Below are 13,710 nucleotides of genomic sequence, written 5' to 3'. Positions count from 1 at the left end.
GAAAAATGTGGGAATATTGAAACTATTTCAGGCGGAAGCCGTAGAATAATCAAAGGGAGTGAACCCCATGCTGAATAAAAGAATGATCCTAATCCTATTAAGCTTTGTTACGCTGCTCGCTGGAATTTTTCTTGCAGGCTGTTCACAAACAGACGCAGGAGATTCCGATAAGGAAGTGATTGAAAAAGTGCTGGAACTGGAATTTAATGGACCGGACGAGGAACTGATGGAATTAATGTGGAACCCAGATAATAAAAAGGTAATTGACGGTGTTGAAGTAAATGAAGAACTCGATGCTTATGTACAAGAAAAATATGGTGAATATTTTACGGAAAATGCACTCGACACCTTTATAAGAACAGGCGGCACTTCTTATCAGAGTTTTGCCCATTTGAATGATTATACGTTGGACTTTAAAGATGCAACGATCGAAGAAGCTGAAAATGCATCGAATAAATATACATTCACAGCACAGGTAGGCTATCAAAAAGAAGGTGGAGAAGAGGAGGTTGCAGATGTGGAAGGGGTGGTCCTCTTTTCTACCGCAGAAAAGAAAATCGGCAAGTTCCAATACGGAAAAGACTCCGGTCTTTCAGATGAACTGAGAAAGTGATTTTACAATAAAGGATTAGTGAACAATGAAAAAGCGGAAGGAGAGAGGATGCTGCCACACGCATCCTCTCTTTTCGTTTCATTTCACACGCCGAAGGGTAACTTTTGAGTAAAGCCCCGCCTTGTGAAACAAACGGAGAGGGAGTGGACAAATATTGGATACGTTATTATTTGATGGATGGAACAGCGTTCTGCGCATTGTAATTATGTCTGCGTTAGCTTATCCCTTCCTCATTGTCCTGCTGCGGATGTCTGGAAAACGGTCCATTACAAATGTGAATATATTTGATTTCATCATAACTGTTACGTATGGTGCGACTTTGGCGAGCATCATCACAAGCGATAAAGTTTCTTTTGCCGATGGCGCAGCCGTGCTGGTAATGCTGACTTTATTGCAATACCTTGTGTCAAAAACGGCTGCAGGATCCAAAAGGTTTTCGGATTTCATAAAAGCTTCACCGGTTTTTTTATATTACGGAGGCAATTTCAATGAAAAACAGATGCAAAAGAACCGGCTCCGGAAACAGGATTTAAGAGAAAAGGTGAGGCAACAAGGCATGAGTTCTTTTGAAAATGTGGAAGCAATCGTCCTTGAAGGGGACGGCTCGGTGTCCATCATTAAAAAGGAAGAGGTAAAATCGAAGGATGCGCTTGAAGGCATAGTGGAAAAATAATAATAAGAAAAGGCAACCGGAATTTTCGATTCCGGCTGCCTTTTACTATGGAATTATTGCTGCGCCGTTCTCCATAACAGAGTCCGCCCCTGATAGGCGACCAAACTGACCAAAGCCAGCAAAATACCCGATAGCATAAAGACACTGCGGATACCGAACACATCTGCCAGAATTCCCATCAACAGCGAAGCGATTCCGAATGTACCGGTTCCAATCGCTCCAAGTGTCGTGTAGACGGTGGGCAATTGATCCGACGGGACGCTGGTCTGCACTACGGTCTGCTGCGGAATATTCTTGATCTGGCTGAACACGCCCACCAGAAATGAAAGGAGCAGCGCCAGCACCGGCAGACTATTTAGGCCAAAGAAGATGGTAACCAGACTGCTGAGAGCGGCTCCCCAGAAAATGAAAGAACTGAGCCGCTGATCAATCCATCCGGAAAACCTTAAACAAAACAGGCTTCCACCGATCAATCCGAGAAAGAACGAACCGTTGATGAATCCCCACCATTTTTCATCCTCAAGAAGTGCATCATTGACAAACACTAAAAGAATGGCGGCAATCCATACGGTGCCGGCAATCGTTTCCATAATATCCATCCATGCAATCCGTATCAGCACGGGCGTTTTCGTTACGGTCTTCCAGCCTTTGCTGATCTGATGCCATTTGCCTTTTGATTTGGAAGGAATAAAAGCGACAGCTTCCAGACGTGTTAACAGGATGCTCGATAACAAGAAGAGCCCAGCTGTAATCCACAGCAATTCAGTCGCCGTCAGCCAAATCAGCAGTGAACTGCCGACAAACCACATGGCTGTCTGGATAAATTGCGTCACAGTTTCAGTCAGGCCGTTCGCTTTCAATAATTGTTCATTCTTCACATAAAGCGGAATCAGCGATTGAGTAACCGGATTTGCACAGCCATCCAGCAGAGCGATCAGGCTGATTACAAGAAACAAGATGACAAAATTGGTTAAAGATAATTGTGGCATAAAGAAAGCCAAAGCAATCAGCAACACCGTTTTGCCCAGCTGAGAACCGGCCAGCAGCCACTTCAGATTCCACCGTTCCATAAGCAGCGGTGTCAGCGTATTCGAAATGAACATTGAACCGGTAATGGTAAAAGGCACAAATGCGGCCGCGGTCGCTGAACCTGTCAATTCAAAAATCAGATAAATAACGCTGACGATATACAGGATATCTCCAATATTGGCCAGAGACTGCCCTGTCAGCAGTAAATTGAAGTTTCTATTCAGTTTCATAATAATAATTCCCCCAAGAATTTAATCTTGGAATAAGATTTTTAAATCCGGGAGAGCGTTAAATTGGACTGATAGTCATGGTCGATGTTCCTTTCGGTTAGCCGATAAATCCTTGGGGTAATTTATCAGGAGTTTTGATTATTTTTATTATACGTTAAATTTTCTGAAAATAAATGGTGGTGGAAGAAAATATTGGATATAGTAAAAGGAGAAGCTTTAGGCTGCTTAAAATGAAATCTTTGAGCTGGAAATAGACAGTACAGAAATCATCGAGTGCTTCATGAAACTTGATAATAGAGAAATAAATCCTGTGAAAATTTTGGTGGGTGGCTGGTAAGAACAACCGGTTAGTTTATCAGTAACGGTTTCAGGAGATGAGTGTCTACTTTTGATTCAGTTAATCAGGCTTTGCAAAATGTTCCTGGACAGCTTCCATGATTTTCTGGTTTCTTTCCATCTTGGTAGTCAAGGCAGTGATTTTTACAGGGAGTAAGAATGCTTTGGGTTCACTGGCCGGAGGGTGTTCAATTAGTACAGCTTCATGAGGTGCTTTTTCGGATTTTGCCGATGAAAGGACATAAACGGAGTACAGATTGGTCTCCATGATTTTATCCCTAATTTCCCGGCTGCTGTCCAGCTCGGCTTTATTTAAAATATCTTCCAACGCATGTTCGCGGCCGTCATCTGAAGAGTGCATCAAGCTCACCTATCTTTCTGGATTAGCGTAGTTGCCATCTCACTTTATAACCAGTATGAGGGATTATTAAAAAGAAAAAAAGTGATTAATAGAAAGAAAGGGGATTGTTTATGGGAAATGAAACTATTGTTCTTACAGAGGAAATAAAAGAATTTCTAGATACCTTAATCGCTGATATCCACCCACTAATTGAATCCCCAATTATCGGCGTCTACCTGCATGGTTCACTTGCCATGGGCGGATTTAACCCGGCCAGGAGCGATATCGACCTATTGGTTGTGACGGAAACACCGATCGGGATAGAGACGAAGAAAAAATTAGCCGCTTTCTTTCTGGAACAGTCGAACAATCCCTATCCTGTTGAAGTCGGTGTTTTTAATCTTGGGCAATTGGAAGAATGGAAGTTCCCAACGCCTTACGATTTTCATTTCAGCGAATATTGGCGGGAGCGGTTTGAGCAGGATGCTGAGCGGGGTACGACTGCCTGTCTGGATACAGAAGGAAAATCTGATATCGACCTCGCTGCTCATTTTACGATTTTGAACCATAGGGGTATTTGTTTGGAGGGCCGGCCGATTCATGAAGTTTTTCCTGCTGTTCCGGAAAGTGATTATCTCGCTTCCATACTCGACGATTACGAAGATTGTCTGCAGAAAATATTTCAAGATCCAATTTACAGCATTCTCAATTTGACTCGGGTCTATTGGTATTTAAAAGAAGGGAAGATTTCTTCGAAGCAGGAAGCGGGTGAATGGGGAGCGCTGAATTTTCACGGGGATTTCGCATTGATAGCCGAGAAAGCATTGAGGGTTTACGAAGGAGAGGAGTTTGAAGACGAATTTAGTGAAAATCAATTGATGGAAATCAGGGATTATATAAATGGTCAGGCACAAATCCTGTTGAAACAGAGATGACAGAAACCCACTTCCGCTAAATTTGGATTTTTCTGTCTATTTAAAGATATAATAAAGTAAATAAAGTTTCCTTAAAAGGAAAGGTGGAACCGCATGACAGCAATCGCCGATTTTTTTATTAGGATTTGGCTCGTTATTTTTAATCGTCCCATCTATTTTGCTTTTCGGACTTGGACTGGCAAAGAACTCGCACCAAATAATTCTTTTCAGTTATTTTGTGTTTTTGCCCATATTCCTCATTCTCATTTTTATCGAGATGAGAGTTTACTTCCTGCCGCTGCTTTTTCTCCCGCCCGCTCAAATCTTTTACTATTTTAAAATCAAAAACCAGCCAGCCTGAGTTGTCGCTGGTGAAACGCAAGGAGCTGAATCTTGTTTGTTCAAAACAGAAAGATGTTCATTATCAACGTTCCAGGAGTCAGATTGCGAGGATGTTTCCAAGCTATTCACAAACCGGCAAGTAAGAAAATATCTCGGCGGCATTCGGGATGCGGATTCTCTCAAAGAAACTCTGGAAGATATGCTTGATCCTCATTCAGATTCTTATTTCTGGGTGGTGAAGGGGAAAAGCACAAAAGAATTTATTGGACTGATTTCCTTGGATCTTCATCACAATGGAATCGACTATGAAGTTTCCTATCAATTGCTGCCGAAATGCTGGGGTAAGGGCTACGCGGTTGAAACGGTATCAGTGATTATCGATTTTGCGTTGAAAAATTTAAAATTGCCGGCGGTGGTAGCGGAAACGCAAAGTGCCAATATTTCTTCGTGCCGGCTGCTGGAGAAAGTGGGAATGGAATTGGAGCGGAAAGTTTTTAGATACGAGGCGGAGCAAAGCTTATATGTGATTCGGTGCTTGAAAAGTGAAGGTATACAAGGGTTATCAAATACTTTTATTGAATAAAATAAGCACCAAGCAAAAGTCAGGATGTGCTGAAAATGCTTAAAACACCGATTCATTTGATTGAACAAGTTGTTTTTTCAAGCGACGACTCACGTTTCAAGGAATATTCGATTCGTGATGCAGACTGGCAGGATCAAAACGGACTGGTACTCTATTTATCAATAAAGGGAAGAAACTGGCTCATCATCAACAGTGAATGGATTCCTTCACCAATTACCGATCCCAATCCTTTCGTCCGTTGGATAGATCAGGACCGGATTGTTCTTGTTCAGCGCAGAAGCGGCAGGTTTGAAAGGAACATCTTCGTCCTGAACCTCGCTGGTGAAATTATTGCTTCGTTTTATGCGGGCGATGCAATCGAAGATATTGTGGTGGGACCCGAAGGATTCTGGCTCAGCTATTATTACGGCGGATTCAGGAAGGGCCTGTCGAGTGAAAAGCTGGTTTTATTCGGATGGAACGGTCTGCCGATTTTTAAATACGAAACCGATTTGCCGGATAAGCCTGATATTCTGGAAATATTGGCGCTCGTCAAAGGTGAGAATTCTGCAATCTGGCTTGTGCCGTTGCTGAAGCCGTTGGTGGAAATCGTTCCTGAATCGAAATCGATAACCATTTATAATGAACCGGACCTGCTGAACAAAGGCACCTTTTCTGTCAGCATCCGCGGCGATTTCGTCTATTTTGTACTGGAAGATACGAAATGGGCCTATGCCTGCCGGATTGGGGAAGACTTGGCGCAGCCTGTCGGCAAGATCGAAGGCGTTTCAAGAGGGCTCGCGCCGACTGAATCATATAATTTCATCAGCCGCTCAGACACATGGGGAGAAGTGAAACTTTACCGTATCGATAATAAGGAAGAGTATTTTTTGGTTTGAAACCGAAGGCTGATGAGGGCATTCGGTTTTTTTGCTTTTCGCCTGCGAAAAGCATGCGTTTTTCTGATGAATTGGGGTTTTGAGTGAGAGTCGATGAAAATGAAGGCTGCTTAGTGTCTGAAACAGGCTTTTCGAAGAGCTGATTTTGTGTAATTGCTTGTTAATCGGCGTTCAGGAAATTATATCAACGCTCAGGAAAATAAATCGGCGTTCAGGAAATTATATCAACGCTCAGGAAAATAAATCGGCGTTCAGGAGATTATATCGGCGCTCAGTGAAATAAATCGGCGTTCAGCGAATTATATCGGCGTTCAGTAAAACGAATCGCACTAAGCCGGTTTCCTAGCCGGTTTTCCGCAATTTTATATTCGCTTCTCAGGGAATACTTCTAAATATGGTAAAATATAGTTAGTAAATTTCGCGAAATTCGAAAGGAGCGGGTCATGTGAAGCAATTGAAGTGGTTAATTGCAACGGCCATTCTTGCCATAACACTTGCAGGCTGTTCGTCAGAAGAAGAGCTGATCAGGGTAGGGGCTCCTTTTCAAGAGGATGAAACGAGTGGGATAAAGTTCCATACTGACATCAAGGCTGCAGAATCGATAACGGATTTGAGAGGCATCATAAGTACAGAAAAAGAAGTGGAGAAACCCGCGGATTTAACCGGTTTAGCGGATACTTTCTTCACTTTGGAAATACCGGAGGAAGGTGTTTCAGAAATTTGGCGCTACGTTTGGTACCAGGAAGATGGCAGCACTATTCTTTCGAATGACAACCTTGCCGGTGATGAAAATGAAGACCAGGACTTTTTTATTTTGACTGCGGATCAGACAGAAGAATTAAAGCGCATACTTGCGGAATAAAAAATTAGCTTCCCTCCAGGGCTAAGAGTGCCGTCGAAAGAGGATGCTTCAAATGGTATCGTACATAAAGAGCAACAATTATCTGATGCTGTTAAGCGGCATAATTTTAGCATTAGTCGCTGCAGATCGGAAAGGGAGCGCACAGCAATGGACTCTCAAACAGTAATGCAGGAACTCGAGATGCTTGGCAAGGAACGCATGAAAAAAATGTATCTTTCAAACGGTGCCCATGAACCGCTTTTTGGCGTGGCGACAGGTACTATGAAACCGATGGCGAAAAAGATAAAAATCAATCAGGACTTGGCGGAAGAGTTATACGCGACGGGCAATTATGATGCGATGTATTTCGCAGGCATCATTGCAGATCCAAAAGCGATGACGGCAGAGGATTACGACCGCTGGCTGGATTCGGCGTATTTCTATATGATTTCTGATTACGTGGTGGCAGTGACTTTGGCAGAATCGGATATTGCGCAGGAAGTTGCAGACAAATGGATTGCGAGCGGAGATGAGCTGCGGATGTCAGCCGGATGGAGCTGCTATTGCTGGCTGCTCGGCAGCCGAAAAGACGAAGAGTTTTCGGAGAGCAAGCTGTCTGAAATGCTGGATCTTGTGAAAGACACGATTCACGATGCTCCGGAACGCACAAAGTCCGCAATGAATAATTTTGTCGGGACCGTTGGCGTATCGTATAAGCCATTGACCGAAAAAGCGCTGAAAACGGCACAGCAGATCGGTCCCGTTGAAATGAAACGTGAAGGGAAAAAAAGCAGTTTTTTGAACTCTGCCGAAACCATCGAGAAAGCGATGCAAAAAGATCGATTGGGCTTTAAGCGGAGATATGTGAGATGTTAAATGGGAAGGAGCGGCTTGGCGACGAGCTGCTTCTTTTTATTTTAATTATGAACAGTGTTGAAGCCGAATGTTCTACTTGACCGTCTAATACACGTATAGCAATAAAAAGGGAGCGAAAATGATGTGCAAAAACTTGTGAAAAAAGCACGAAAGGGCGATAAATTGGCCTTTATGGCACTTATTGAAGAATATGAAGACGCTATATACCGCACGGCTTATGTCTATGTGAAAAACGAAAATGATGCATTGGATGTTGCTCAAGAAACAGCTGCCAGAGCATTCAGTCGAATTAGTTCATTGAAAGAACCGGAGTATTTTAAGACCTGGCTCATCAAAATTACGATAAACGCCTCCATCGACTTACTGAGAAGCAAAAAGAAGATTGTCCAGTTGCAACCCGAATATCATGAATCTATTGAGAGGCAAGACGAAAACATTCCATTGTCTTTAACGCTGAGAAGCTTACTGGACGATTTAACCGAAAGAGAAAAAGGCATTATTCTTTTGAAATATTACCACGGTCATACGTTCACTGAGATTTCAACCATTATGGAGATGCCTGCAGGTTCGATCAAATCCGTCTTATATCGTGCCTTACATAAAATGAGATATCAGATGAAGGAGGAAGATATTTATGAACAATAAAGTGAAAGAAGAAGTCGATCACATAAAAGTGCCCAAAGAAAAACTTCACCAAAGAATTGAATTAGGGGTGGATCAGGCAGAGTTGAAGGACAAGAATAAAAAAAGGAAAGCTCCAAAGTGGATAATAGGATTAGTCGCTTCCGCCATGATTGCCGCGGCGGTATGGTCACTGGGTGGTTCTTCTTTGGCAGATGCAGCTGAGTCTTTATTTACCCAAGTTTTTGTTACCGAAGAAACGCTAAAAGAAGCTTATCCGGAAGAGGAAGTGACTAGCGAAGGAATGACAGCAATAGAAGGGCAGCTACAAATACTGGAACAGAATCTTTCCGAGGAAGATTTTGCGGAATTTTCACGCCTGCTGGAAGAACAGACGGAAATACTAAAAGGGATGGAAGATGAAACCAAAATAAACTTCACTGATGAGGAATCTGAAAAAGTAGAAGAAATACAAGCGAAGATGCAAAAAATTGTAGGAGACTTATTAGATTAAATTTTATATCAGTAGTTATAATCCCGATATTTAAAGTGTTTTAAAAGGTTCAGTCGATTCATGATTGAACCTAGTTTGTTTTTATTACAAATACAGAAGCAACTAACTAAATAATTTGAGATGTAAATTGCTAGTCAAACTAGTGTTTTGTAATAGGAAACGGAACTCATTAGGTGCAGAGCAATTGATATTTGCTGAAGCATATGATAAATTTAATTAAAGACAAATAGAGTCTTTAATATCTGCGAATAAATCTCACAGGAGGTTATCATGAAATATTCAAACGCGACGAACTACGCTTTGCACACGATGGTCCATATCATGCGCCAGTCTGACGGGGAACCGATAGGGGTTCAGGAATTGGCTGCGATGCAGAAGCTGTCACCGACATATCTATCGAAAATTTTGACCAAGCTGACGAAATCCGGGCTGATTGAATCGACTCCCGGTGTTAAAGGCGGTTATAAAATTTCAAGAGGCAAAAAGGAAATTTCATTCCTCGATATCATCAAATCGATTGAAGGAGACACGAATTTATTCGAGTGCTCGATCCATCATGAAGGCTGCCTTATTGAAAACGTGATGCGGCAGGCAGAAGACAATATGAAGCAGGAGCTCGAGAGCAAGCTGCTGATTGATATTGTGAAAATGGCGGAAGACAAGCAGGCCGGTGTCCAGAATTAATTTCAATAAAAAGGAGTGAGTGGAATGATACTCGATTGTGCAGTAATCGGCGGAGGGCCGGCGGGGCTGAATGCCTCGCTCGTGCTGGGGAGATCGCGGCGGAAAACCGTCCTGTTCGATGACAATAAACCACGCAATGCGGTAGTTTCGGAATCGCATGGATTCATCACACGGGATGGCGTCGATCCGCAGGAATTCAAACGGATCGGCCATGAAGAATTGGCGAAGTACCCGGACGTTGAAATTCAGAAACAGCGAGTCGTGCGTGTTAACAAGGAAGATGAGCTGTTCAATCTTGAAGCAGAAGATGGAACGTTATTCCAAGCAAAACGTATCATTCTGGCAATAGGCTTTAAAGAAATTTTGCCAGATGTGAAACGAGTGAAAGAGTTTTACGGAAAAAGCCTGTTCAGCTGCCCGTTCTGCGATGGCTGGGAAATGCGGGACAAGGCACTGGCTGTCATTTCAGATAACGAAGCGGCATCGCATATGGTGAAGGTGGCGTCGAACTGGACAGATGATTTAATTTATTGCACAAATGGGCGGCAGTTGCTTTCAGAAGAGAAAAGTCTGCTGGAAAGCAGGGGCATTCGGGTTTACGAAGAAAAGATCCGCGCGTTAAACGGTGAGAACGGCAAATTGACGGAAATTCTTTTCGAAGATGGAGGAGCGATTTCGCGGGAAGGCGGATTCATAACACCGGAATGGACGCTGGCTTCGGATGTCGCATCATCGCTGGGCTGTAAACTCAATGACCGTGGCGGAGTGGAAAGCGACGAGATGAAACGGACGAATATTGAAGGCGTTTATGCCTGCGGAGATGTTTCATTGGCCGGCGCGTCCCAGTTAATTTTTGCGGCTGCGGAAGGAAGCATGGCCGCCATCAGCATCAATGCCGCGATGATCGAAGAGAAATTCAGCTGAAAAGATCAGTAAGAGGAGGAAACGAAATGCACGAGAAACATTGCAAATCACATAGTAAGCACGGGTCTCATGGGAAAATGACTTATCTGGAGAATCCCGCACGAAAAGATGACTTGTCTCCAGAAAAATTATTGAGCCTGATTCCGATTAAGGAAACGGATACTGTATTGGATTTTGGAGCGGGAACCGGTTATTTTACCATTCCGGCGGCGAAAGCAGTGGCGGCTAACGTATATGCGCTGGATATGGATGCTGAAATGCTGGAGGTCATAAAAACGAAAGCTCTGCACGCGGAAGTTCAAAACATCATTCCTGTTCACACAGATGGTTCGGATATACCGGTGCCTGATGAATCAATCGATTTGGTGATTGCCTCATTGGTATTGCACGAAATCAAGCCATTGGACCAAACGTTAACGCAAATAAAAAATGTGTTGAAAGATGGCGGCCATTTAATCTGTATCGAGCTTGAGCCCAAAGTGGAATCATCCCATAAAGCCCCGAGAATTTCCTTGGCAGGGATGGAACAGGAAATGAAGGACGCCGGTTTCCGTATAGTCGAAAAAGTATTTCCTTCAGAATCATTGTATGTATTGATTGTGCAGAAGAAGTGAAAGAGTATGAGATTCATATTTTTTTGATTTAATTATAGATAATAGGAGTCTGTAAAGTCTTTTTTATAAATCAAATTAGTTTCACCTTTTCTTAAAACGTTCACCTGGATTTATATAAACGAAACCAATCAGTCGCTTTTCCGTAATAAGCAAAGGGTTTTATTTATAACGGGGGATGTGAGAAATTGTATTATTTACTGCTGGCGTTTGGATTGCTGTTTGCTATAGCAGCACCGGGTGGTTTTATCTATATGTACATGACCAGGAAGTTCAAGTTTCTGAGGTCGATTCAGTTGATAGGAATTTTTTTGTTAGGAATTCTTCTTTTAACAATGACTCTTCCCAGCCTTAAATATATGGTTTTGAAGCAATACGATGTGGTCGAAGGTGAATGCAGGATTGAAATTTCGACATCCGGCCGTTCTGCTGATGCGACTTTACATATGGTGGATGCAGATGAATATTTTTCTTTTCCAGACGTTCCCGGTCTAGATGCCTATGGGCTGGACATCCCTTATTATTGTGAAGTAACAGTATCGAAAGATCACGTATTTGAAATTCAATATAAGATTTTTGATGTCGAAACCGGAAATCTTTTGGTGAGCAACGAATGAAAAGAGTTTTTGCTACGAAAAATTAAATGAATCCATAAAAAATATGCCGTTGGAAAACGGCATATTTTTCTATTTTCCAATCTTCAAGGTGCCCATTGAAAACTGTCAGGGCAGTGGTTATTGACTCACAAGACTCTTCGACGAAAGCCGTATAAACTCCTCTACATCCTTCAGGCAAAGAGCCATCCCTTTTTCCCAAAAACTTTCCTGCGTAATATCTTCCCCAAGATGTTTCATTGCCAAATCTTCCACATTCATGCTTCCCGAATCACGCAGCAACGCTAAATAATTCTTCTCAAAATCTTTGCCTTGTTCCTTGGCTTTTGCATAAATACTGACGGCAAAGAGATAGCCGAATGTATAAGGGAAATTGTAGAAAGGAGAAGAAGTGATATAGAAATGAGGCGTTGAAATCCAGGAATGAACAGGTAAATGGCTCATGGAACCGGCATAGGCTTCATTAAGGGCATCTTCCATCATCCGATTCAGGCGATCTGCTGATACCATTCCTTGTTTACGCGCTTCATACAGTCTTTCTTCAAAAAGAAATCTGGAATGCAGATTCATGAAATTCATGACGCTGCGTTTTATTTTTTCATCGAGCAGCTGAAGCTTTTCATTTCGATCTTCCGCTTGCTCAATCGCCGCGTCCAAGACAATCATTTCAGCAAAAGTGGAAGCTGTTTCGGCAGTGCTCATGCCATATTTCTGGTTTAAGGGGGCGACTGATTTCAACGAATGGTTATGGAAGGCGTGGCCTAATTCGTGAGCCAAAGTCAGGAGGCTGGTCATTGAGCCGTCAAATGTCAGGAATACGCGGGATTCCTCCGACAGCGGAAAGCCTGCACAAAAAGCAAGCGCTGATTTTCCTGGTCTGTTTTCCGCTTCGACCCAGCCCTTTTTAAACGCAGTCCGAGCGAAGCCTTCCAATTCCGGTCCGAACTGACGAAATTGCTCCAGAAGAAACTCCGCACCATTCTGATAATCGATGGATGTTTTCTTTTCTGAGTAAGGTGCCCAAAAATCATAGGAAGGCATTTGGTCGTGTCCGTCCAGCTGTGCTTTATGGTCCAGGTAATCGACAAACGCTGGTTTATGGCGGGCGACAACCTGCCACATGGCTCGCAAAGTCGCTTCACTCATCCGATTATCTTTTAATGACTGCTCCAGGCTGTTCGATTTTCCTCGCTTTTGATCAACCTGCAGACGGAAGCCGGTAATATGATTCAATATCCTGGCCATCGTCTCTTGCTGGTTCGTCCAAGTGTTTTCTAAAGCAATAAAAGCGTTTTTTCGGATTGTCTGATCAGTACGTGACCGTAAATTAGTTGCCTGACCAATAGAAAATTCTTGTTCTCTGTCATCGACATCAATCGTTACCCGCAAATTATTAATGATGGATCGGTATAAATCATTCCAGGCATGGTAACCATCAACCATCAGATTGGAAATCAGCTTTTCTTCTTCGACAGATAAACCGGAATTCGCATTTTCCCGCCACTCTTCTAAAATAAAACGATAATCCTGTAAGCTTTCTGTATTTATCAGTGTGTTCCAAAGGGACGGTTCCATTTCTGCAACCTTCTTTTGAAAACGTTGAACCAAAGAACTGTGATCTGCTTTAATTGAGGAAATCTGACCTTGCAGGGAGATCGCTTTTTGATTTGCCGGTTTTTCAGCAAGCAGGCAAACGATAAACGAACTAATTTGTGATACAGCGTTTTGAATGCAGCCCATATCCCGGAGTACGATGGCGATTAATTTCTCGTTGGATTGGCCAGTAGACAAATTCAGCGCAATAATCCTCTCCGTGCATTCCTCAATGCCAAGTTTTGTCTGGGCCATCAATTCAAGCAGCTCCAATGAATCGCCAAAACCTTTGAATAGACTATCCAACTTCCACGTTTCTAAAAAAACATTTTTACTCATCCGGATTCCCCCTTTATGCGTTCAAAAAGAAAACATATGTTCTTATTAAGTGTACACAAAGATACGGTGGAAGTCGAATGGCTTATAAGATTGTAGATGGTTTTATTTTTCCACAATCTGTATATTGTAAGTATGAAGAAATTGAAACATTTGGT

Annotated in this window: 17 protein-coding genes; 14 read left to right on the top strand and 3 right to left on the bottom strand. The window is 42.7% G+C overall.

Translation table 11 applies throughout. The annotated features are described in order from the left end of the window. Positions 1 to 67: 67 nt before the first annotated feature. Positions 68 to 613, top strand: a complete 546-nt coding sequence (locus tag DP120_RS03600) for a hypothetical protein (RefSeq protein WP_112221889.1) — start codon at positions 68 to 70, stop codon at positions 611 to 613. A gap of 154 nt (positions 614 to 767) precedes the next feature. Then, positions 768 to 1,286 (top strand): DUF421 domain-containing protein, encoded by a 519-nt coding sequence (locus DP120_RS03595; protein ID WP_112221887.1) that lies wholly within the window; start codon positions 768 to 770, stop codon positions 1,284 to 1,286. A 53-nt stretch (positions 1,287 to 1,339) separates the two neighbouring features. Here DP120_RS03595 and DP120_RS03590 read toward each other — a convergent pair whose 3' ends face one another. Together DP120_RS03590 and DP120_RS03585 are read right to left on the bottom strand one after the other, a co-directional pair. Then, positions 1,340 to 2,545, bottom strand: a complete 1,206-nt coding sequence (locus DP120_RS03590) for an MFS transporter (protein ID WP_112221885.1) — start codon at positions 2,543 to 2,545, stop codon at positions 1,340 to 1,342. Between the two features lie 397 nt (positions 2,546 to 2,942). Beyond that, the gene (locus tag DP120_RS03585; protein ID WP_133257370.1) at positions 2,943 to 3,251 is read right to left on the bottom strand and encodes a hypothetical protein; all 309 of its coding nucleotides are present in this window, start codon (positions 3,249 to 3,251) and stop codon (positions 2,943 to 2,945) included. Positions 3,252 to 3,352: 101 nt separating this feature from the next. On the opposite strand from DP120_RS03585, the gene DP120_RS03580 reads away from it, so the two are divergent. The 12 genes from DP120_RS03580 (at position 3,353) to DP120_RS03525 (ending at position 11,626) form a co-directional block, all read left to right on the top strand. Next, complete coding sequence (locus tag DP120_RS03580) at positions 3,353 to 4,156, top strand: aminoglycoside adenylyltransferase domain-containing protein (RefSeq protein WP_112221881.1); 804 nt, start codon at positions 3,353 to 3,355, stop codon at positions 4,154 to 4,156. A 93-nt stretch (positions 4,157 to 4,249) separates the two neighbouring features. After that, a complete protein-coding gene (locus DP120_RS18250) occupies positions 4,250 to 4,474 on the top strand; it encodes a hypothetical protein (RefSeq protein WP_133257369.1) in 225 nt (74 codons plus the stop codon). Between the two features lie 58 nt (positions 4,475 to 4,532). After that, complete coding sequence (locus DP120_RS03570) at positions 4,533 to 5,060, top strand: GNAT family N-acetyltransferase (protein ID WP_112221877.1); 528 nt, start codon at positions 4,533 to 4,535, stop codon at positions 5,058 to 5,060. 35 nt (positions 5,061 to 5,095) lie between these two features. Beyond that, a complete protein-coding gene (locus DP120_RS03565) occupies positions 5,096 to 5,938 on the top strand; it encodes a hypothetical protein (RefSeq protein ID WP_112221875.1) in 843 nt (280 codons plus the stop codon). A 445-nt stretch (positions 5,939 to 6,383) separates the two neighbouring features. Beyond that, positions 6,384 to 6,800 (top strand): outer membrane protein assembly factor BamD, encoded by a 417-nt coding sequence (locus DP120_RS03560; protein ID WP_112221873.1) that lies wholly within the window; start codon positions 6,384 to 6,386, stop codon positions 6,798 to 6,800. Between the two features lie 147 nt (positions 6,801 to 6,947). Then, complete coding sequence (locus DP120_RS03555) at positions 6,948 to 7,655, top strand: DNA alkylation repair protein (RefSeq protein ID WP_112221871.1); 708 nt, start codon at positions 6,948 to 6,950, stop codon at positions 7,653 to 7,655. Positions 7,656 to 7,790: 135 nt separating this feature from the next. Beyond that, positions 7,791 to 8,300, top strand: coding sequence for a sigma-70 family RNA polymerase sigma factor (locus DP120_RS03550; RefSeq protein ID WP_240611958.1), 510 nt, complete (start codon positions 7,791 to 7,793; stop codon positions 8,298 to 8,300). Beyond that, positions 8,290 to 8,790 carry a hypothetical protein gene (locus tag DP120_RS03545; RefSeq protein ID WP_112221869.1) on the top strand — a complete coding sequence of 167 codons (501 nt, stop codon included), beginning with the start codon at positions 8,290 to 8,292 and terminating at the stop codon, positions 8,788 to 8,790. Before DP120_RS03550 ends, DP120_RS03545 begins: the two co-directional genes overlap by 11 nt. A 270-nt stretch (positions 8,791 to 9,060) precedes the next feature. After that, positions 9,061 to 9,474 (top strand): Rrf2 family transcriptional regulator, encoded by a 414-nt coding sequence (locus DP120_RS03540; RefSeq protein WP_135814928.1) that lies wholly within the window; start codon positions 9,061 to 9,063, stop codon positions 9,472 to 9,474. A gap of 24 nt (positions 9,475 to 9,498) precedes the next feature. Continuing rightward, entirely contained in the window at positions 9,499 to 10,398 is a 900-nt protein-coding gene (locus tag DP120_RS03535; RefSeq protein WP_112221866.1) for an NAD(P)/FAD-dependent oxidoreductase, read from the top strand. A gap of 26 nt (positions 10,399 to 10,424) precedes the next feature. Beyond that, positions 10,425 to 11,012 (top strand): class I SAM-dependent methyltransferase, encoded by a 588-nt coding sequence (locus DP120_RS03530; RefSeq protein ID WP_112221864.1) that lies wholly within the window; start codon positions 10,425 to 10,427, stop codon positions 11,010 to 11,012. A 185-nt stretch (positions 11,013 to 11,197) separates the two neighbouring features. Further along, complete coding sequence (locus DP120_RS03525) at positions 11,198 to 11,626, top strand: hypothetical protein (protein ID WP_112221862.1); 429 nt, start codon at positions 11,198 to 11,200, stop codon at positions 11,624 to 11,626. A 117-nt stretch (positions 11,627 to 11,743) separates the two neighbouring features. On the opposite strand, the gene DP120_RS03520 is transcribed toward DP120_RS03525, so the two are convergent. Further along, complete coding sequence (locus DP120_RS03520) at positions 11,744 to 13,555, bottom strand: M3 family oligoendopeptidase (protein ID WP_112221860.1); 1,812 nt, start codon at positions 13,553 to 13,555, stop codon at positions 11,744 to 11,746. Between the last annotated feature and the right edge of the window lie 155 nt (positions 13,556 to 13,710).

It is taken from the genome of Planococcus halotolerans (assembly GCF_003289955.1).
GTDB classification, from domain to species: Bacteria; Bacillota; Bacilli; order Bacillales_A; family Planococcaceae; genus Planococcus; species Planococcus halotolerans.
Note: the sequence above shows the minus strand (reverse complement) of the source record. Positions and strands in the feature narration are given on the sequence as shown.